13 protein-coding genes are annotated in these 20,672 nt (G+C 64.0%); 5 read left to right on the top strand and 8 right to left on the bottom strand.

Annotated features, from left to right (window positions below):
- Nucleotides 1-198 precede the first annotated feature (198 nt).
- The 5 genes from K7R21_RS06935 to K7R21_RS06955 all read left to right on the top strand — a co-directional run bounded on the left by K7R21_RS06935 (nt 199) and on the right by K7R21_RS06955 (nt 7,515).
- Nucleotides 199-636, top strand: a complete 438-nt coding sequence (locus K7R21_RS06935) for a VOC family protein (RefSeq protein ID WP_224982540.1) — start codon at nt 199-201, stop codon at nt 634-636.
- Between the two features lie 26 nt (nt 637-662).
- Nucleotides 663-1,982 (top strand): putative sensor domain DACNV-containing protein, encoded by a 1,320-nt coding sequence (locus K7R21_RS06940; RefSeq protein ID WP_224982541.1) that lies wholly within the window; start codon nt 663-665, stop codon nt 1,980-1,982.
- Between the two features lie 158 nt (nt 1,983-2,140).
- A complete protein-coding gene (locus tag K7R21_RS06945; RefSeq protein ID WP_224982542.1) occupies nt 2,141-3,805 on the top strand; it encodes a mucoidy inhibitor MuiA family protein in 1,665 nt (554 codons plus the stop codon).
- A 45-nt stretch (nt 3,806-3,850) separates the two neighbouring features.
- Nucleotides 3,851-6,853, top strand: a complete 3,003-nt coding sequence (locus K7R21_RS06950; protein ID WP_224982543.1) for a BamA/TamA family outer membrane protein — start codon at nt 3,851-3,853, stop codon at nt 6,851-6,853.
- Nucleotides 6,854-6,912: 59 nt separating this feature from the next.
- Nucleotides 6,913-7,515, top strand: coding sequence for a short chain dehydrogenase (locus K7R21_RS06955; RefSeq protein WP_224982544.1), 603 nt, complete (start codon nt 6,913-6,915; stop codon nt 7,513-7,515).
- 200 nt (nt 7,516-7,715) lie between these two features.
- Here K7R21_RS06955 and K7R21_RS06960 read toward each other — a convergent pair whose 3' ends face one another.
- From K7R21_RS06960 to K7R21_RS06995, 8 genes are all read right to left on the bottom strand, one after another.
- Complete coding sequence (locus tag K7R21_RS06960) at nt 7,716-9,704, bottom strand: response regulator (RefSeq protein WP_224982545.1); 1,989 nt, start codon at nt 9,702-9,704, stop codon at nt 7,716-7,718.
- A gap of 36 nt (nt 9,705-9,740) precedes the next feature.
- Complete coding sequence (locus K7R21_RS06965; RefSeq protein WP_224982546.1) at nt 9,741-13,841, bottom strand: response regulator; 4,101 nt, start codon at nt 13,839-13,841, stop codon at nt 9,741-9,743.
- Nucleotides 13,838-14,971, bottom strand: a complete 1,134-nt coding sequence (locus K7R21_RS06970) for an NrtA/SsuA/CpmA family ABC transporter substrate-binding protein (RefSeq protein ID WP_224982547.1) — start codon at nt 14,969-14,971, stop codon at nt 13,838-13,840. Before K7R21_RS06970 ends, K7R21_RS06965 begins: the two co-directional genes overlap by 4 nt.
- On the bottom strand, nt 14,971-15,807 hold the full coding sequence (locus K7R21_RS06975; RefSeq protein WP_224982548.1) for a CheR family methyltransferase: 837 nt from the start codon (nt 15,805-15,807) through the stop codon (nt 14,971-14,973). The genes K7R21_RS06970 and K7R21_RS06975 overlap by 1 nt, the downstream gene beginning before the upstream one ends.
- A gap of 371 nt (nt 15,808-16,178) precedes the next feature.
- Entirely contained in the window at nt 16,179-16,394 is a 216-nt protein-coding gene (locus tag K7R21_RS06980; RefSeq protein ID WP_224982549.1) for a DUF1653 domain-containing protein, read from the bottom strand.
- 15 nt (nt 16,395-16,409) lie between these two features.
- A complete protein-coding gene (gene hypD, locus K7R21_RS06985) occupies nt 16,410-18,770 on the bottom strand; it encodes a trans-4-hydroxy-L-proline dehydratase (protein ID WP_224982550.1) in 2,361 nt (786 codons plus the stop codon).
- Nucleotides 18,771-19,664: a glycyl-radical enzyme activating protein gene (locus K7R21_RS06990; protein ID WP_224982551.1), complete on the bottom strand. Its 894-nt coding sequence runs from the start codon at nt 19,662-19,664 to the stop codon at nt 18,771-18,773.
- Between the two features lie 43 nt (nt 19,665-19,707).
- Nucleotides 19,708-20,658 (bottom strand): aldo/keto reductase, encoded by a 951-nt coding sequence (locus K7R21_RS06995; RefSeq protein WP_224982552.1) that lies wholly within the window; start codon nt 20,656-20,658, stop codon nt 19,708-19,710.
- Between the last annotated feature and the right edge of the window lie 14 nt (nt 20,659-20,672).

Below are 20,672 nucleotides of genomic sequence, written 5' to 3' on the forward strand. Positions count from 1 at the left end.
TCTCGAGACAACTTGATTAACTGAAACCATTCTCATTGACTTGCCGTCACGGACGCGCTATAGAAAATGGGCGCCACGGCTGCAGACAACGGACGGTAAGTCGTCGGAGATACTGCGTTGCGTAGCGGCGAAACCTTGTTATCCTCATTAACAATCCACCCCCCTGCTGTCGCACCTGCGGCGGCGTACAAGGCTCTCATGATATCTCGCATTGACCATCTCAACATCGTGGTACGCGATCTGGAAGCGGCGACCTCTTTTTTTGTCCTGCTTGGGTTTACTACCGGCATCAGTTCCGACCTCGACACCGACTTTCTCGAGAAGCTGACCGGTGTGCGTTGCGCGGGTGGGAGGTTCACTGCGCTGCACCACCCGTCTTCCGATCTTTCCATCGAGCTGCTGCAGTTCGACGCGAGCGGCGAGCCCGATGCGGGGACTGGCATCGCCAACCGCATCGGCCTGCGCCACCTGGCCTTCGCGGTCACGGACATAGAAGCCGAGGTGGCACGCCTGCGCGGCCACGGTGTGCAGTTCATCGGCGAGGTGCAGGTCTGGCAGAAGACCGGGAAAAAACTCATCTACTTCCACGGGCCGGAGGGAATCCTGCTGGAGCTCGCCCAGTACCCGCAACAGTAACCGAACCACGAGGGCTGCCGCCGGCCATGCCGATCAAGAACAAGACCCCGCGCCACCTGGCTGAATTCGTCTGCACCGAACTGCGCAAGCGCAAGGCCGCTGTGCCCGACGACGAGGTCATCACCGAGCTCATGGAGACCATGTACTACTCCAGCCTCCGCACCGAGGAGTCGGAGCCGGTACTGTTCCACATGGTCTTTCTGGACCCGAGCCAGCCCGACCCAAAGCCGCCCCGCAATCCGGCGCGTGACCGCTGGAGCTATATCCCCTTCGCCGACCCGATCCCCTTCACCGTCTCCAACGTGGTCAAGATCGCCAAGTCCACCGACCTGCGCACGTCCTCCTTCGTGATCTGGCCGGACCAACTGGACCAGCTCTACATCTGGGGCCTCGTTGACCAGCAAAACCGCTTCCACAAGTTCCTGAACCGCTCCGCCGAGGTTGAGGTGGAACGCCCCGGCGTGTTCCAGGCCAGCGTCGAGGGGATCGGCATCATCGCGGTCTATATGCGTTACGAGAAGGTGGCTGAATTGAGGGTGAACGAGTTAGTCCGTCACTCGCTGGACCTGTTCCGGGAAGGGCCGGTACGCGAGCTTTTGGCTCCGGGCATCGACCGCTTCCTGCACGGCGTGCGCAGCCATATCCCCGACGACATCTACCAGGCCCCGGGGGCCGGCGACGAGTTGCACGCCCAGCAGTGGATCTCCGTGCTGTGCCGGATCCTGCTCAGGATCCAGAAGATCAAGAATGGCGGTGCCATCCTGATCACGCCGCAGATCACTCCGGACGACCTCAACGTGAAGTACGGCATCAATTACGACCGGCTCCCCACCTCGCTACAGTCCAACGCGGTCACCAAGATCAAGTCCGATTACCTGGAGCGGCACCTGCTCGGCCACGGCGAGGCCCGCCTAAAGGAGCTCTCCGCGGACCAGTTCCAACAGCTGCGGCGCCTTGAGAAGGAATTGCGGGCCAACAAGAACGAAATTGACGGCGTCATCTGGTTCATCGCGCTGCTGACGAGGGTGGACGGACTGGTGGTCATGGACCCGAACTTGGTGGTGCGCGGCTACGGCGTGGAGATAAAGAACTGGCAGGAGCCCGACCAGGTCTTCATCGCCACCGATCGATTCGGCAGCGAGGCTAAGCAACGTCCGGTGAGTTACAACCACTTCGGGACCCGGCACCGCTCCATGATGCGCTACTGCAGCCAGAACCCAGGCAGCCTAGGCTTCGTGATCTCCCAGGACGGAGAGGTCCGGGTCATGACCCTGTTGGGCGAGCGCCTGGTGATGTGGGAGAACATCAAGCTGAAGTACTACAGCTACGCGTCCAAGAAGAAATAGCCGGCGGAGACAATCTTGCCACTCCCCGCTTGCAACCCGGTTGGTCAGAGAAGGACCTGGGAAGAAAGGCAGATGCTGATTGCCAACCGCCGCACGCCCCCCCAGCATTCCCCCCGCTGCAAAGGGGGACGTTAACCAATGAGCACCCGAGGTTTCCTATGAACATGAGGATGATCCCCCTCTCCCTGTTGCTGCTTCTTAGCTCGTCACTCGCCCTCGCGGCGCAGAGCACCGCCATCACCGCGCCTTCCAAGATCACCTCGGTGACCGTCTATTCCGACACGGCCCAGGTGACCCGCCAGGCAACCGTTGCGCTCAAGACAGGCACCAACCTGGTGACACTGGAAAACCTGCCGCAGTTGATGGCCGAGGAATCGCTTCGCGCCGAAGGCAAGGGAACCGGACGCGCCCGCATTGCCGGGATCACGGTCAAGAACGTCTTCCTGGACCGCAGCAAGGACCAGCGCGTACGCGAGCTTGAAGATGAAATCGCCCGGCTGAACCGCAAGGTGGAAGCGATCGAGGCGCGGCGCAAGGCACTCGCGGCCCAGCGCGCGTTCGTCGACTCCATTCGCGTCGGCTGGGGTGAGCGCATCTCCAAGGAACTCTCTCTCGGCAAACCAACCACGAGCGAACTCTCCGAAGCCGTCCGCTTCGTGGGTGACAATACTGGCAAGATAGAGGAAGAAATCTACGACGCCGAGGCCGCCAAAAAACCCATCCAGGAGCAGATCTCCGCCCTGAAAAAGCAACTGGAGCAGTACCGGGCGGAGCCCCTGAAGGAAGTGCGCTCGGTCCAGGTGGCCATCGAGGCGGAGCGGGACATGAATTTCGACCTCGATCTCACCTACCTCGTGGCCCAGGCAAGTTGGGCGCCGAGCTACGACGTGCGCCTCGCCCCGGACGGCAAGGACGCCCTCCTTACCTACCGCGCCCAGGTGTGGCAAAAGAGCGGCGAAAACTGGCCGCAGGTGAGGCTCACCCTCTCCACCGCGAGCCCCGCCTCCGGTGGTGGCGCGCCAGAACTGTCGCCGTGGCGCGTCTCCTTTTACGAGCCCCCGCGCCCAATGCCGTACCTCTCCCGTAGCAAGATGGCGGTCGGCGCCGCAGCACCTGCCGCGCCCCCGCCTCCCGAAGCGACCTTCGAGAGAACGCCCGCCGAGGATCGTATGGAACCGGCTGGCTTCGTGCCGGCAGAGGTCGGCCAGGGACAGACTTCGGTCCAGTTCCAGGTAGCGCAACCGGTGGACGTTCCCACCGACGGCACCCGCGCCACCAGCGTCGTCGCCGCCGAGACCGTTCCCGTCAGCGCGGAATACGTGACGGTGCCCAAGCTCTCCCCGCGGGTCTACCTCAAATCAACCGTGGTCAACCGCACCCCGTTCCCGCTGCTGGCCGGCGAGGCCAGCATCTTCAACGACGCCACCTTCGTCGGTAAAAGCCGCCTGAAGACGGTTGCTTCCGGCGAAGAGTTCGACCTTTACTTCGGCAGTGACGACCAGGTAAAAGTGAAGCGCGAAGTGGCGCGGGTCAAGAAGAAAGGGGGCATCATCAGCGGCAACAGCGTCACCTACCACGTCACCATGGAACTCGAGAACTTCAAGCAACGTCTGGTCACCGTGTCCCTCAAGGACCAGCAACCGCTCCCGGGTAACGCCGAGATCAAGGTCACGGTAGAAGACGCTGCCCCGAAGCCCTCGGAGACCAAGGAGGACGGGACCCTGGTGTGGAAAGTGGACCTGGCACTCTCCGAGAAAAAGAAGATTTCGTACGACCTCGTCATCGAATATCCCAAGGGGAGGGAACTGGTCGGGCTGGAATAGCCCCTTCCCCGTTGTCGCCATCTCTACCGTTTGTAAAGGAACTGCATGAAATCGTTATGTCTTGTTGTCGTCGCACTGTTATGCCTGGTATCCGTCTCTCATGCCGCAAAGTTCGACACCTCGTTCCGGTATTCCACCGTCGAGACCAAGCACTTCGCCATCCATTACCACCAGGGGCTGGAAGGGGTGGCCGGCAAGGCCGCCGGGATGGCCGAAGATATCTACGACAAGCTGACCCGGGAGTTCCAGTGGCGGCCTGCCGAAAAGACACAGGTGGTGCTGATCGACGACAGCGACTTTACCAACGGCCTGGCCATCACCATCCCCTACAACACGATCTACCTCCAGGTGGTTCCCCCCAGCGTCTCCTCGACGCTTGGTGAATACGACGACTGGCTCAGGACGCTGTTCACCCACGAGTTCGCGCACATCGTTTCCGCCGACCCGGCACGCGGCTACTCGAAAGTCACCCGTACCATCTTCGGCAAGCCCCTCCCCTGGATGGACCCGCTGTCTGTCCTGCTGTTCCTGGTCACCGCGCCCCCCAATACTTTCCTGCCGCGCTGGTGGCACGAGGGGATGGCGACCTGGGCCGAGACCAAGTACACCGGGCAGGGCCGCGGCAAGAGCAGTTACTACGACATGATCTTCCGCAGCGCAGTCGCCGAGGATAACCTGCCCACGGTGGACCAGATCAACGGCGACGTGCCCGACTGGCCCTCTGGGCATCTCCCGTACATCTACGGCTACCGCCTGCAGCGCTATATAGCTGAGACCTACGGCAACGACGTGGCCGGGAGACTAGCTCTCGGCCACGCGGGGCGCTTCCCCTACACCATCAGCAGCCCGGCCAAAGAAAACTTCCAAGGTAAAACGTACCGTGAGGTGTACCGGGACATGACCGTGTCGCTCAGGGAGGAGCAGGCCGCACGCATTGCCATCCTGTCCCGGCAACCTTTCACCCAGCTGACGGACATCTACGACGCGGGCGAGAACCTGGCGGCACCGCGTTTCTCCCCAGACGGCAACCGCATCGCCTTCACCAGGCGCGATCCGCACGACCACTCCAGCGTCGTCGTTACCGATGCCGCCGGGCGTAAGGTGGCAGAGTTCAGGCGCCAATTATCCGATGGTATCCTGAGCTGGTCCCCCGACGGCAGGAGCATCTATTTCACCCAGGCCGAGATGACCCGCGGCTTTGACCTGTACCAGGATCTCTACGTCCACGACCTGGAGCGTGACTGCACCAGGCGGCTTACCGAGGGCCAGCGACTGGGCGAGGTCCAGGTGAGCCCCGACGGCAAGTCCTTCATCGCCGTCGCCAGCAGTCGGGGCAGCCAAAACCTGGTCTTGATCAACGACGTGCAGGGTGGAAAAGTCGTACCGTTGCCCCTCACCGCCTACACTCAAGAGCGCGTGTCCGGCCCGCGCTTCTCTCCCGATGGCCGTGCCATCTGCTACGTCCTCACCGACAACGCCGGAACCAGCACTCTCAGGATCTACGACCTGGTTCAGAAGTCGGACCGTACCCTTGTCACTGCGGGCAACACCCTCGCCTACCCCGCCTGGGCTCCCGATGCGTCCGTCATCTACTATGTCTCCGACGAGACCGGTGTCTTCAACGTCTTCGCCTACGACCTGCGCGACGGCAAGAGCTACCAGGTAAGCCACCTGTTGACCGGTGCGCTGCAGCCCGAGCCCTCGCCCGACGGCACCCGTCTGCTGCTGGCGAGATATACCTCGCGCGGTTTCAAGATTGCCCAGATGCGCGTAGACCGCACCCAGTGGCGTGAGCAGCGCGGTCCCTCCCTCCCCCTGACCCGCGCGCTTCCGGCAACCACGTCGCAGCCAGCCGCCGCCTCTACCGCCTCTGCGACCTCTGCCGCGGCAGCTCCGTCTGCGCCGGACCAGGTTTCCCAGTCCTCCCCGACCTTCCAGGTTTTGGAAGCTTCCACCACCAGCACCGCGCCAGAGAACTACACCCCCCTCCCCACCCTCGCGCCGCGCTTCTGGCTCCCGCGCCTGTACGTCGACGGTCCCAATGGTGCCGTGGTCGGTGCCTTCACCGCTGGCGCCGATGTCCTCGGCTACCACAGCTACGCCCTGAGCGCGGCCTACAGCGACCAACGCAAGCGGGGATACTACAGCCTCATCTACAATAACGACTCCTTCTACCCGACCTTGACCCTGCAGGCGCACGCTGAGCCCTACCTGTACGCCGACCTGTACCAGAACGGCAACGACTACTGGGAGTTGAACCAGGCCTTTACGGTGCAGGCATCCATCCCGATCAACCGGCTTGAGTCCAACTACCGCCTGCTGGTCGGCTACGAAATTGCGGACCAGAAGGCGCTTAGCACCCTGCGGCCCGACGGGACCCTCTACGGCGTCCCCGTCTTCCAAGGACGCCGCGATAACGTCTTTGCCGGCATCGACTTCGACGACGTGCTCAAATACCCCTATTCGGTCAGCTCCGAAGAAGGACGGCGCGTCTCGCTGCTGTACCGCTACTATTCGCGCGACCTTGGAAGCGATATCAACCTATCCGAGTACAGCGCCACCTACCAGGAGTACCTGCGCCTCCCCTTGCAGTCGCCCCGGCACCAGGTGCTCTACCTGCGCCTTTCCGGCGCCCTCGCCGACGGCGACCTGCAGTACGGGCAACAGGCCTTCCAGATGGGAGGTCCCCCTTCCGACCTGAACAAGTACCCCCTGCGCGGCTACCCGGTGCGCTCCATGGCCGGCAAATACATCGCCACCGGCACCCTGGAGTACCGCGCTCCCATCATGTACCCCCTGCGCGGCTTCGGCACCGTCCCGGCCTTCGCGGAGAAGCTGCACGGGGCACTCTTCGTGGACGCCGGCCAGGTCTGGGACAACCACCGGTCCTTCCGCGGCGACGAGACCAGGGTGGGCGCGGGATTGGAACTGCGCGCAGACGTGACCCTGGGGTACTGGGTCAAGGTGACCCCGGCGCTCGGTTATGCCCACGGTTTCAACAAAGGCGGGGAAGATCAGATATACTTCACGCTGTACCTCGGCCTCTAGAGGGGCTTTGCCCGTCGAGCCCGGGGACGCCACAGCGCAAAACACGGGAGGACAGGCTTATGAAGATCATAGTGGTAGGAGCAACGGGGACCATTGGCAAGGCCGTAGCCAAGCTGCTTGCCACCGAGCACGAGGTGGTCAAAGTCGCCTTCAGAAGCGGCGATCACCGGGTTGACATGTCCAGTAAGGAGTCCATCGAAAAGATGTTCCGGGAGGTGGGGCCGTTCGACGCAATGGCCTGCGCCGCCGGTGTGGCGCACTTTGGTCCGCTCGCGGAACTCTCCGACGAGGACTTTCAGACCGGCCTGTCGGGGAAACTCATGGGGCAGGTAAACCTGGTCCGGGTGGGCATGAACTACATCAACGACAACGGCTCCTTCACCCTCACCAGCGGCATCCTGAGCCATCAGCCCATGCCGGGGAGCACCTCGATCAGCATGATCAACGCGGGGTTGGAAGGGTTCGTGCGGGCAGCGGCACTGGAACTGCCCCGCAACCTGAGGATCAACGTGGTCAGCCCTCCATGGGTGAAGGAAACCCTGGAGGCACTGGGGATGGATCCCTCAGGCGGCATGCCGGCGCAACAGGTGGCCCAGGCATACTGGTCCAGCATCCACGGCACGCGCAGCGGCGTGGTCATCAACGCCAGGGACTTCAGCTAGCGTCACCGGTTTATCTGTACAACAAGGCGGCCGCTCCCGAAAGGGATGCGGCCGTTTTTGGTCCGTACTTGGCTAAGGATTAGGATGCCGGGCCCCCATTAAAACTGGCAGGGTCCTGGCTTGAATTAGGCGATGATATCAGCGATACACTCCGGTGACAAAAGCCGGGAGTTTCACGTACTCTTATCGCGGCGGGACATTTAACGCTCCAGTACCTCCCTCACCTTGCGCAGCAGTTCCATCGGTTGCACCGGTTTCATGATCAGTTCCACCCCTTCCTTCATGCCGCGGCTCTGGATGAAGTCGGCGGTGTAGCCGGAAGTGAACAGCACCTTCGCCTCGGGCTGAATCTTCTTGATCTCGGCGTAGGCCTCGATGCCGTTTTTCCTGGGCATGATGATGTCCATCAGCACCAGCTCTATCCCGTCCTGTTCAGCCCGGAAGCGGTGGACGACCTCCTCGCCGTCCTCAGCAAGGATCACCTGGTAGCCGTGCCTGCTCAGCACCATGTCCACCAGGCTGCGCACGTTGGGATCGTCCTCGGCGACCAGGATGGTCTCTGAGCCGGTCTGGGGCGAAGTCGTCTGCGCCGCGACCGGTTGCAGCGCCGCCCCCGCTTCGACCAGGGGGAGTTCGATGGTGAACACCGTCCCCTGCCCAGGGTTGCTACTAACCGTGATGTTCCCCTTATGCTGTTGCACGATCCCGTACACGATGGCCATGCCCAGCCCGGTCCCCTTCCCCACCTCCTTGGTGGTGAAGAACGGTTCGAAGATCCTGCGGCTCGTTTCCTCGTCCATGCCCTCCCCGTTGTCGGCGACGATGATCACCGCATGCGGCCCGGCCGTCCCCCCCACCCCGTGACCGCCCCCCTCGCGCATCCCGGTGGCTATGGTGAAGACACCTCCCCCGGGCATGGCGTCGCGGGCGTTGGCTGCCAGGTTGATCAGCACCTGCTCGATCTGGGCCAGGTCGACCTGAACCGGCAACGGCTCGGGCAGGATTTCGGTCTTGAGCTGGATGTCCTCGCCGATGACGCGTCCCAGGAACTGCTCGACATGGCACACGATGTCGCCCAAGTCGCAGCGCTGCGGGCTCATGGCCTGCTTGCGGCTGAAGGCGAGCAGGCCACGGGTAAGCTGGGCGGCACGCTCGGCGGCTGCCACGATCTGCTCGGCAAGCCCGTGCTGGTCGCTCTCCGGGATGAGATCCATCTTGAGGATGTTGGCGTAACCGGCGATCACGGTAAGGACGTTGTTGAAGTCGTGTGCGACCCCGCCGGCAAGCTGGCCCACCGCCTCCATCTTCTGGGCCTGGCGCAGTTGCTCCTCCATCAGCTGCCGCTCAGTCATATCGGTAATCGCGCCCGACATGCGGACCGGTTCCCCGGCGCCGTCCCACTCCGCCTGGCCGCGGCAGCACACCCTCAGGTATTCTTCGCCCCGGGTCCTCAGCCTGAGCTCCAGGTCGAAGGGGGTCTGCCCGAGAAAGTGCGCACACAGTGCCTCCTGGACCTCGGGGAGGTCGTCGGGGTGCACCCGGGAAAAAAAGGTCTCGGGCCGGTTTTCCAGCTCGTCGTCGGCGAAGCCCAGAAGCTCCTTCCATCGCGGGGAATAGTAATACTCGTTGCTGACCAGGTCCCAGTCCCACAGGCCGTCGCTGGTGCCGCGCACCGCGCGCGAATAGCGCGCCTCGTTCTGCGCCAGCAACTCCAGGTGTTCTTTTTGTTCCTGGTATGCTTGCGACAACTGGGCAGTGCGACGCTGCACCAGCGCCTCCAGGGAATCCCGCTCTTCACGCAGCGCGTCCTCGGAGCGCTTGATCCTCACCATTGCCTTGATCTGGGCCACCAGCTCCGCCTCGTCGAAGGGCTTGGAGAGGAAGGCGTCTGCGCCGCACTCGAGCCCCATCACGCGACAGGCGGAGTCGCTTCTGTGGGCGGTGACCAGGATGACCGGGATGTGCTGGGTGGCAGGGGAAGCCTTCAGGCGCCGGGTGGCCTCGAAGCCGTCCATGCCCGGCATCTGGATGTCGAGCAGGATCGTGTCCGGGGCTTCCATCCCCGCCCTGCGGATGCCGTCCTGCGCCGATTGCGAGGTGATGAGCTGCGCCTCGGGGAGAAAGGTCTTCATCAGCGCGCTCAAAGTGAGCAGGTTGTCCTGGTTGTCGTCGATAGCAAGAAGCTTCATGCTCAATGGTTCCTTTCGGGATGGCCGCTGCGCGTTTTACAGGGGAGCGTTCCCGACGGTGGCGACGAAGGACGCCACCAGCTCCTGCAACTCCTCGGGTTGATACGGTTTAGAAAGGTAGGCGGTGCATCCAGCCGCCAGTACCTTCTCGCGGTCCCCAGCCATGGCGCTCGCCGTGAGCGCCACCACCGGGATGGTAGCGGTGGCCGGGTCTTCCTTGAGCCGTTGCAGCACGGTAAACCCGTCCAGCACCGGCAGGTGCAGGTCCAAAAGGATCAGCGACGGCCGGCCGGCTTTGGCGGCGGCGAGACCTGCCGCCCCGTCGCACGCTTCCACGATGCGGTACTTCCCTCCCAGCGTCGCCTTCAGCGTGACCATGTTGTCCGGGTTGTCCTCCACCACCAGCAGCGAGCCGTCCCCCTGCCACGGGGCGGGATCATGCCCCGGGGCGGCCGGGGCGCAGGCCACCTCGCTTCCGGGGCGGAACACGCTCACGCTCCCCAGCATCTCGTAGACCCGCTGCAAGAGCTCCTGGAGCTCGACGTCACCTTTTTGCACCAACTGGAGCACCTTGAGCGCCCTGAGCCGGTCGTACTCGCCGGGCGAGAGGGTCTTGGCGGTCATCACCATCACCGGCACGTCGGCGGTGAGGCTGTTGGCGCGCACCGCCTCCAGCACCTGAAAGCCATCCACCTCGGGCATCATCAGGTCGAGGACGATCCCGTCGGGAACGTGGGACTTCAGGTACGAGAGCGCGTACCGTCCCCCGGAAACGGCGTCGACCCGGTACCCCGCCGACTCGAGGGCGAAGCGCAGCTGCACGGTCGCGGCCTCGCTGTCCTCCACGATCAGGATCCTGGCACCCTGGCCGGCGTCCCGCTCGGGGAGCCGCCACCCCAGGCGCTCCAGGCTCCGGACCAGGTCGTCCAGCACGGCCTGGCGCTCCAGGCCGTTTTTGGAGATGATCGCGTTCACCCCGCTGGAGAGGCGCTGCAACTCGGCGTGGGAGAGTTCCTTGGAGGTGATCACCACCACCGGTATGTCGGCGGTGCAGGCATTGGACCGAAGCCGGTCCAGAACCTCGGCGCCGTCCATGCCGGGCATGAGCAGGTCCAGGGTGATCAGGTCGGGGTGGTCGGCAACGGCGAGACCCAGCGCCTGCGTGCCGCTGTCCGCCATGAGCACGTCGAGCCCCTTCTCCTTGAACAGTGAGGCCAGGAAACAGCGGTCGTACTCGTTATCGTCGACCACCAGCACCAGCCGGCACCCCACGCCGGTCAGCCGGGCGAAGGCCTCCATGAGCTCTTCCTTGCCCACCGGTTTGCTGATGACGCCGACCGCGCCCAGGGCGATGCCGGTGGCGCGGTCCTCGGAGAGGGAAATGATCATAACCGGTATATCGGCGGTATCGGGATGTTCCTTAAGTTCCCTCATGACCTCCCAACCATCCATCTCGGGCATCATGATGTCCAGGGTGATGGCGAAGGGACGGTTGGCACGTGCCAGGCGCAGGGCGTCGCTGCCGTTCAGGGCGCTCAGGGTGCCAAATCCGGCCTGCGCCAGGTGATTGGTGATCAGGGAAACGGTCTCGGGGTCGTCGTCCACCACCAGCACCGATCGTCCCGGCGCCTTGGGCGGCCGCCACGCCTGTTCCGGCGCTGCCGCCGCGCCGGTCGTCCCCCGGTCCGCGGGAGCTGCGCATTCCAGGGGTAGGCGCAGGGTGAACACGGAGCCCCGCCCTACTTCGCTGGCGACCTCGACGTCCCCGCCCAGGAGCAGGGCGCTCTTCTTGACGATGGCGAGGCCGAGGCCGGTCCCCTCATAGGAGCGCGATGTGGAACCGTCGGCTTGGCGGAATTCGTGGAAGATGCTTTCCAGGTACTGCGGCGCAATGCCGATGCCGGTGTCTTTGACCTCGAAATAGATCTCCTTGCCCCGCGTCTCCAGGCGCAGCGTGACCGACCCCTGCGCCGTGAATTTCACCGCGTTGCCCACCAGGTTCTGCAGCATCTGGCGCAGTTTCTTCACGTCTATGCGCATCTGGGGCAGCGTCTCGGAGGCAACCAGCGCGAGCGCTATCCCCTTCTCGCGGGCGAGCACGGCGAGGCTGTCCACCACCTCGGCGGACACCTTGGCCGGGTCAACCGTCTCCATGAACAGGTCCTGGTGCCCCGACTCGATCTTGGCGAGATCCAGGATGTCGTTGATCAGGGAGAGCAGGTGTTTGCCGTTTCTCTCGATGATGCCCAGGTAACCACGCTCCTCCTCGGACAGGCGCTGGGCCGCCTGCACCGCCAGCACCCGGGACAGCGCCAGCACCGAGTTGAGCGGAGTGCGCAGTTCGTGGCTCATGTTGGAGAGGAACTCGCTCTTCAGGCGGGTCGCCTCCTCCAGGAGCTGCTTTTGCTGGTCCAGCACCTGGTTGCGCCGGGCCAATTCGTCGGACTGCTGCGCGAGCTCGGTGGACTGCTGCACCAGTTCCTCGGACTGCTGCACCAGCTCTGCGTTCTTTACCGCCAACTCCGAGGCGAGCCGGCGCACGTCCTCGGCCGCCACCACCCTCGAGAAGGCGGAGCCTAGCGGCACCCGGACCATCTCCAGCGTGTCGTGCACCCAAAGCGGGAACTGGTGTTCACAGGCCAACGAAAGGAAAGCGCGCAGCTCCCCGTCGGCCTCCACCGGCACGGTGATCACCTCGGCCGGGGCGACCTCGCCGAACGGGGTAACAAAGCGCAGTCCCTCGCCGTCGGGTGCGGGCGCGAAGCGCGTGATCCGGCGTGTGGTAAGGAGGATGCCCACTTCCCCCTCGAGCTGGGCCCTGCTGTAGCGGCGCATCCGGGCCGAGTCGGCCCCGATGGCGTACGCCGGGGTGAAGTGGTCGCCGTCGCTCTCCTGCACGAACGCGGCCGCCATCCTGGCACCGGTGACCTCGACGAAGACGGGAAGGAGCTTTTTGAAAAATCCCTCAAGGCTTACCACGTCGACCAGGTGCTCTGAGAGGCGCGCCAGCCCTTCTTGCGCCGCCATCTTTAGCTGCAGCGTGTCCGCCATGGCGTTGAAGGAGCCGGCCAGCGAAACCTGCTCCAGGGTCCCTTCCGGCTCGATGCGGGCTTCGTAGTGACCGACACCCAGCTCGGTGGCGGCCTCGGAGAGCTTGACCAGCGGCGCGCTGATGCCGCGGGCCAGCCTCAGGGCGAAAAGCCACACCAAAAGCGAGATCAGGGCGGCAATGCCGTAGGTAACGTAGAGCGCGCGCCGGATCGGCGCGAAGACCTCGGCGGAGTCCTGCTTGCACACCAGGCCCCACCCGGTGCGCGGGATATGCGCGTAGGCGGAAAGGACATTGACGCCGCGATAGTCGGTAGTCTGGGCGATGCCGCTTTGCCCTCCCGCCGCCATCAGGGAGGACTTACCGGTCAGCTTCACCTTGAGCACCGCGTTGGGGATGCCGCGCAGCTCGAACAGCGGTCGCACGTTGCGGTCTACCAGCACCACTTCGCCGGTGCGGCCCATACCGGTGCTGTTCTCCAGCGTGACGGCGAGCAGTTTGCGCAGGTTGTAGCGCACCACGACCGCGGCCCTGACCCGGTCGCCACCACCCTTCTTGACCGGAGCGGCAATATCGAGGCTCGCGTTCGTCTCCCCCCCCAGCAGGTACGGGTCACCGATCACCGGCGCCGAGTCATTGAGGACGCTGCCCAGCATCTCCGGCCTGACGATGCGTCCCCCCATCCGCGCCTGGTCGGTACTGAGCAGGATGGCGCCGTTTTCCCCCACGATGGAGACGTCAGCGACCGGCTCGAACTCGTCGCGGTAACCGCGCAGGAGCGCGAGGCTGTCTGCGGCAGCGGCAGAGGTGGAAGCTGCGGGGTTGACGGCCAGCGCCTGCGCCGCGACCAGCACCGACTTTCCCGAGGCCAGCGTCGACACGTCGCTGATCAGGTTGTCCAGCGTGGTGTTGATCTGGTCCTGGCGCAGGGCAGTGACTGCAGAAAGCTTGTCCAGCATCAAGGCAGTGGCCAGCTGGACCCGCTGCGTGTAAATGGCGGTGGTAAGCACAGCCAGCGGGACCAGGCAGATCGTGGTGAACCAGAACGCCAGACGCCCCTTCAGCGTCGGCAACATCCTACTTTTCATTTAGCACCGTCCGATGGGTCAGAGTTGCGGTAGTCGAACCGTTGCAGGGCGAGTTTGTCCCCCTCGGTCATGACGTGCCGCATCATTTCAATGTCAAAAGAGCCGCGCACCTTGGCCCATGGCGTGGACTCAGGAATCTTGCCGATCCGTTTCAGGAAGGTGAATTTCTTGTAGAGCAGCCCCTCTTCGTCCAGGAGTCCTGCCGGGATGCGTGGCGCACCGGGTACGTTGAGCAGGTCGTTACGTACTATCGTGGTCATGGCGCGCCTGGAGAGCAGGTAGGGCGCCCCCTGCAGTTTCGCCGCAGATGCAGCGGTCCAGCCGGCGGCCTGTTCCAGCTCCTTGGGGGAGCGCATGTAACCGCAGGCACGGGCTACCGCGGCGGCCAATTCCCGAGCCTGCTCCGGGTGGGAGCGGACAAAGTCGCCGCGCAGGCAGAGAAAGCCGTAACTGACCCCCTTGTGCACCAGGTGGAATTCGGGGTGACCGGCAAAGGCCAGGGTCGGCGTCGGTTCCCAGGCGCTGAAGGCGTCGATGGTCCCCTCGGCCAGCGCCTGGGGCATCTCGCTCACCTCCATCGGCACCAGATGGATGTCCTTCTCGGTCAGCCCCTCGTTTTGCAGCGCGCTCAGGAGCGTGAAGTGCGCCGCGGACCCCACGCCGGTGGCAACCCGCTTTCCCTTCAGGTCGCGCGTCAGCATTGCCTTCTTCGAGATGATGCTGGCAAACCCCTCCTTCATGAGCGCCACGCAGACGACGTCGCTGGTGGCGGCGGCGGTAAGCGCCGGCATGTCGGCGAAGATCCCCCCCTGCAGTTTGCCGCTGGCAAGAAACTGGGCGAGATCCCTCCCCTTGAAGAATGGGTGCACGCGCACCGTGGTGCCGGATGCCGCCAACCGCGAGGCAAGGACGGTATCACGGGACACGAGCTCGGCAACTGCCCCTTCCGGCAGGGTGAGCGGTTGCGACCCGATGTCGATCACGTCGTCGCCACCGAAGCTATACCACGCGTACCTTGCCGCGGCGTGTTTCTCCTTGGCGCTGGTGCCATCGCTCTCCTTGCGGGAGCAGGCGCACAGGCAAAGAAAAAGGAAAACAGTTGCAGCCAGCCATCGAACCAGGGCACGCATCAGCACCTCCCAGCCTGCTGTTTGCGGTACAGGTTGCCGCATTCGTAGATCCGGACCAGGTGCTGGTGATAGCGCTCGGGCACGCTTTCCGCCTTGCCCAACAGCAGCACGCCACCCGGGTTCAGGGCGCGGAACAGGTTGTCGAACACCCTGAGATACGCCTGCGGGTCGAGATACATGAGGAAGTTTCGGCAGGAGATGAGATCGAAGCCGCCAAAAAGGGACTCCGGTGGAGCGAAGGTATGGGGATCGAGGAGGTCGTGACGGCAGTAGCTGATCATGGATAACAGCTTCGGTGCGACACGGTAGCCGTTGCCTTCGGCCGTGAAGTAGGTGTCGAGTTGCTTCAGGTTGACACCGGCCAGGCTGCCGCGGCCATAGTATCCCGCCCGCCCCTCCGCCAGGGCGTCTTCGGCGACGTCAGTGGCGAAGATCTGCACCTTTGGGTGCGCATCCAGCAGTTGCAGCGTCTCGTCGATGATGATCGCCAACGAGCACGCTTCCTCTCCGCCGGCGCAGGCTGCCGACCAGGCGCGCAGAAAGCCTACCTGTGACAAGACCGGAAGCAGGCTGGACGTGATCTGGGACCTCAGCAGTTCGAACTGAAGCGGGTCCCTGAAGAAGCTTGAGAACCTGATGCGCAGCATGCGGGAAAGGTAGGCGGGTTCGCCCTGATCGCTCTGCAGAAGTTGATAGTACTGCGCCGGGTCGGGCAGGCGGAGTTGTGCGACCCGCTCGGCGACCCGTTTTTCCGCGAGGGATAGGGAATATGACTTGAAATCTTCGCCGAAATAATCGGAAAGAAACCTCAGTATCTCGGCTACCGTCTCACCCAAGCAGGCCCCTCCGGAAGACTATTAAACCTCGAATCCCACATTGGACAATTCGGCACTGTCACAAGGAACTTAAGGCTTATAATAGGCAAACTCCAATTACACTTTTCACTACAATAAGTCAATTAGAATCAACTTGGTAAAAGAGTACTAAAACACATGATTTGTATACGTTCACAAAAGGCGAAGAGCTATGCCAAACTGGCTATACTTGGGGGGATTTATGACTGTCCCGGAGAGGGACAATAAGAGGGGATAAGCGGTCCCTCTCCCTTGCGGGCTTGCGCGTCGTAACGCATCGGCCCGCGAAGGCAGGAGGGGGTTAGGAGGTGAACAAAGCTGCCATCACCGCAACGGCAACGAGCCCTGAACAATCAGTCCGCGGGGCAAAGGCGGAAGCGCGGCACCAGTTCCCCGTCCACCAGCACCGTTTCCAGGAACATCCCCTCGGGACGCACCCAGAGCCCGCCCTCCCCGTAGAGAGGACGGTACACCACCATGGGCTCGTCGGTCTCGCTGTGCCGGGCCGTGCCGATGACCTCGTAGTAGTTTCCTTTGTAGTGGCGGTAGCGTCCCGGGGCGACGGCCATGATCCCTCCTGGGTGTTAGAACGAGGCGTGCTCGGTTCGGGCGATGATCTCGTTCTGCAGCTCAGGGGAGAGGTCGCAGAAGTAATCGCTGTACCCGGCCACGCGTACGATCAGGTCGCGGTGCTCCGAGGGGTTCGCCTGCGCCCGCTTCAAGGTTGCCACGTCGACCACGTTGAACTGGACGTGGTGCCCGTCCATGCGGAAGTAACTCCGCACCAGGCTCGCCACGCCGTCCAGGCCGCTCGCTTCGGAGAGGAGTGTCGGGGAGAACTTCATGTTCAAGAGCGTGCCGCCGCTTCGGATGTGGTCCATCTTGCCGGCAGAGCGGATAACGGCGGTCGGGCCGCCACGGTCCGCCCCCTGCACCGGCGAGATCCCCTCGGAGAGTGGCGTCCCGCGCCTGCGCCCGTCCGGAGTGGCGCCGGTGACCGAGCCGAAGTAGACGTGGCAGGTGGTGGGGAGCATCTCGATACGGTACACGCCGTTTTTGGTGTTGGGCCTGCCGTCCACCTCGTTGAAAAAGGCGTCGAACACCATGCGCATCAGGTCGTCGGCGTAATCGTCGTCGTTGCCGTATTTGCGGGTCTTGTTCCAAAGGCGCTGCCTGAGCGGTTCGTCCCCGGCGAAGTCGGCATCGAGCTTGGCCACCAGTTCCTGCAGCGAAATGGTGTTGCGCTCGAAGACCTGGTCCTTGATGGCCGAGAGCGCGTCGGTGATGCTGCCGATGCCGACCCCCTGGATGAAGCTGTTGTTGTAGCGGGCGCCACCGGCGTTGTAATCGACGCCCCGGCTGATGCAGTCGTCGGTCAGGACCGAGAGGAAGGGTGCCGGCATCTGCGCGGCGTAGATCATCTCGATGAGCCGGTTGCCCCGGATCTTGATGTCCAGGAAGTGGGCCAGTTGCGCACGGAAGGCCTCGAAAACCTCCTCGAAGTTGGTGAAGCTTTCCGTCGCGCCGGTCTTCGGCCCCAGTTGCACGCCGGTCAGCGGGTCCACGCCGTCGTGCAGGGCCAGTTCCAGCATCTTCACCAGGTTGAAGTAGCCGGTCAGGATGTAGGCCTCCTTGCCGAAGGCGCCCACCTCGACGCAGCCGCTGCAGCCGCCGGCACGCGCGTCGACTAGGCTCTTCCCCTGGCGCAGCTGCTCCTCGACCACCGCGTCGGCGTTGAAGATGGAGGGGAAGCCGTAGCCGCTACGCACCACCTGCAGGGTGTGCTTCAAAAAGGCGTCCGGGGACTTGCGCGACAGCTGCACGTTGCTGGACGGCTGCAAGAGGTGCATCTCGTCGATAACGTCCAAAAGCAGGTGCGAGACCTCGTTGGAGCCGTCCGAGCCGTCCGGAAGCAGCCCGCCCAGGTTGATGTTGGCAAAATCGGTGTAGGTGCCACTCTCCGCCGCGGTCACCCCGACCTTGGGGGGCGAGGGGTGGTTGTTGAACTTGACGAAGAAGCATTCCAGCAGTTCGCGTGCCCCCTCGCGGCTCAGCGTCCCCTTACTCAGCTCCGCCTGGTAGAAGGGGAACAGGTGCTGGTCAAGGTGCCCCGGGCTGAAGGCGTCCCAGCCGTTTAGCTCCGTGATCACCGCCAGGTGGCAGAACCAGTAGGACTGCAGCGCCTCCCAGAAATCGGAGGGAGCGTGCGCCGGTACCCAGCGGCAGTTGGCGGCGATCTTCATCAGTTCCTGCTTGCGGGTGGGATCGGTGCAGGCGGCGGCCATACTCTCGGCCAGCTTGGCGTGGCGCTCCGCGAAGAGGATGACGGCGTCGCAGGAGATGTCCATGGCGATCAGTTGCTCGCGGCGGGCCCAGGCGTCGGCGTCGCTGGCGAAATCGAGGGCATCGATGGCCTGCGCGATGTCCTTCTTGAAGTCGAGCAGCCCCTTGCGGTAGATCTTGTCGTCCAGCACCGTGTGACCGGGGGCGCGCTGCTCCATGAACTCGGTGAAGATGCCCAGCCGGTAGGCCTCGTGCCAATCCTCGGGCAGCGCCGCAAAGATCTTGTCGCGCAGGCTGCGGGTGCCCCAGTAGGGGATCACGGTATCCCGGTAGGCCTTGAGGCAGGCGTCGTCGACGCGGTAGGAAGTAAGTTCGCGCGAGTTGAGGATGCGCAGGTCCTCGACCGAGTGGCAGGTCAGTTCCGGGTAGGTAGATACCAGCTTCGGAGCCGGGCCCCTCTCCCCGACCACCAGTTCGCCGTCGCCGATGTAGATGGTCTTCTTCTCGCAGAGGTAGAGGAAGGACTTGGCGCGCATGACCGGGACCGACCAGCGCCCCTCGTTGTCGCGGTAGAACTCGGTGAGCAGCAGCGCCCGTTCGGCGGAAATGGTGGGCTCGGCGGCCAGGCTTTCCTGGCGCAGTCGTTCCGTTCTTGCGTTCATCTAGGCTCCCCCTCCTATCTGCGTATCCAATCCCCGGGCTCTGAAGAGCCGTGCGAAATTCTCCATATCCTGCGTGGACGGCGTTTGTGCCGCCAGGGCCTGGGCCGGCGGCTCATTACCCAGGCGGGCCGGCTTGGCGGCCCAGCTGCCGTGGTAGGGGAGCAGCCAGACCTGGCGCACCCCGGCGGAGCGGGCGGCGTGTTCAGCCAGCGCCGTCATCTCCCCCACCGTGTCGTTGAAGCCCGGGATCACCGGGATCCTGATCCAGATGTTGCGGTGCACCTGTCCCAACTGTGCCAGGTTGTCGAGGATGCGGCCGTTGCCGATGCCCGTCCCCGCCAGGTGCAGCGCGTCGTCCGCGCACTTCAGGTCGAAGAGGAACAGGTCTACCAGCGAAGCGATGCCGATGAGCGTCTCGGCCGGGCAGATTGCGGCCGTGTCGACGGCGGTATGGATGTCGTGGCTGCGGCAGGCGGTGAGGAGGGCTTTGAGGAAGGCGGGTTGGCACAGCGGTTCGCCCCCCGAAAAGGTGACGCCGCCCCCCGACTCTTCGAAGAACATGCGGTCTTTGAGGATGGTGTGCAGCACCTCGTCCGCCGATGTTTCGGAGCCCAGCAGTTCGCGCGCACCGGTAGGGCAGGCTTCAGCGCACTCACCGCAGGCCCGGCAGGCCTCGCGCGGTTGCAGCCCCTCGTGGCAGGCCAAAAGGCAGGCATCGCAGGAGATGCAGCGATTCTGGGACCATGCCGTTTGCGGCGAGGCGTTTTGGCTTTCCGGGTTATGGCACCACCAGCAGCGCGCCGGGCACCCTTTCAGGAACACCGTGGTCCGGATCCCCGGCCCATCGTGCAGCGAGTACCGCTGCACGTTAAAGACAATGCCGCTGCTCGTCATAATCGCATCATCCCCATCATTCCCATAATGCCATCGCTGCCGCCTACACCACCCGGATCATGAACTCCGGGCACGCCGCCCCGCAGTACCCGCACAGGATGCAGGTATCGTCGTCCACCTTCGCCTTGCCGTCCACCATGGCCAGTGCATTGTTGGTGCAGGCCGGCACGCAGGCGCCGCACCCCTTGCAGAAGGCCTCCATGATGGTGAGCTTGCGCCGCCTCCCCTCCAGGGTGTTCCAGAGCGCCTCGTCGGCGCGCCCCTCCTGGAACAGCGCCAGGTTGCCGTCGATCTCGGCCTCCGAGAGCATGCCCAGGGCGATGCCGTGTACCCCGTCAAGCCCCAGCACGAAGCGCAGGCTCTCCCGGGCCGTGGAGATCAGGTTGCCGCCCGCCAAGGCCTTCATGGCGTACACGCCCTTCCCCGCAGCGGCGCAGGCGGCGATGGCGGCAGCCATCTCCTCCTGGGTGCCGTCGATGATTCCCATACCGGTCCGGTTGATGAGCGGATGCACCACCTCGATCTCCGGGTGCTGCACCGACTTAACCATGGCGCTCACGAAGTGCGAGGAGAGCCCCACGTGGGCAATCTTTCCCTCTTCCTTCATCCGGACCAGCGTCTCGATCACCTCGGGGCGCTCCACGAAGGGGTCCGCCACCCGGGCGCCGTGCAGGTGCACGATGTCGAGCCGCTCCACGCCCAGTTCCGTGAGCGCCCGCTCGACGTGGCCGCGCGCCGCCTGCGCCGTGTTGGCGTGGGTTTTGGAGGCGATGAAGACCTCGCCGGTGTACCCGGCCAGTGCGGCGCGGATATGCGGGTAGGTCTGGTACAGTTCGGCGGTATCCAGGAGGTTCACGCCGCGCTCCAGGGCGTAGCGGATCAGGCGCCCCCCCTCTTCAGGGGAGAGCGAGGCCTGCAGGGGGCCGAGCGGAAGGGTGCCGAAAACAAGGGGATTGATGCTGAGACCGGTAGAGCCGAGGGCAACTGTCTTCATGTGATTCCTGTTTC

It is taken from the genome of Geomonas agri (genome assembly GCF_020179605.1).
GTDB lineage: Bacteria > Desulfobacterota > Desulfuromonadia > Geobacterales > Geobacteraceae > Geomonas > Geomonas agri.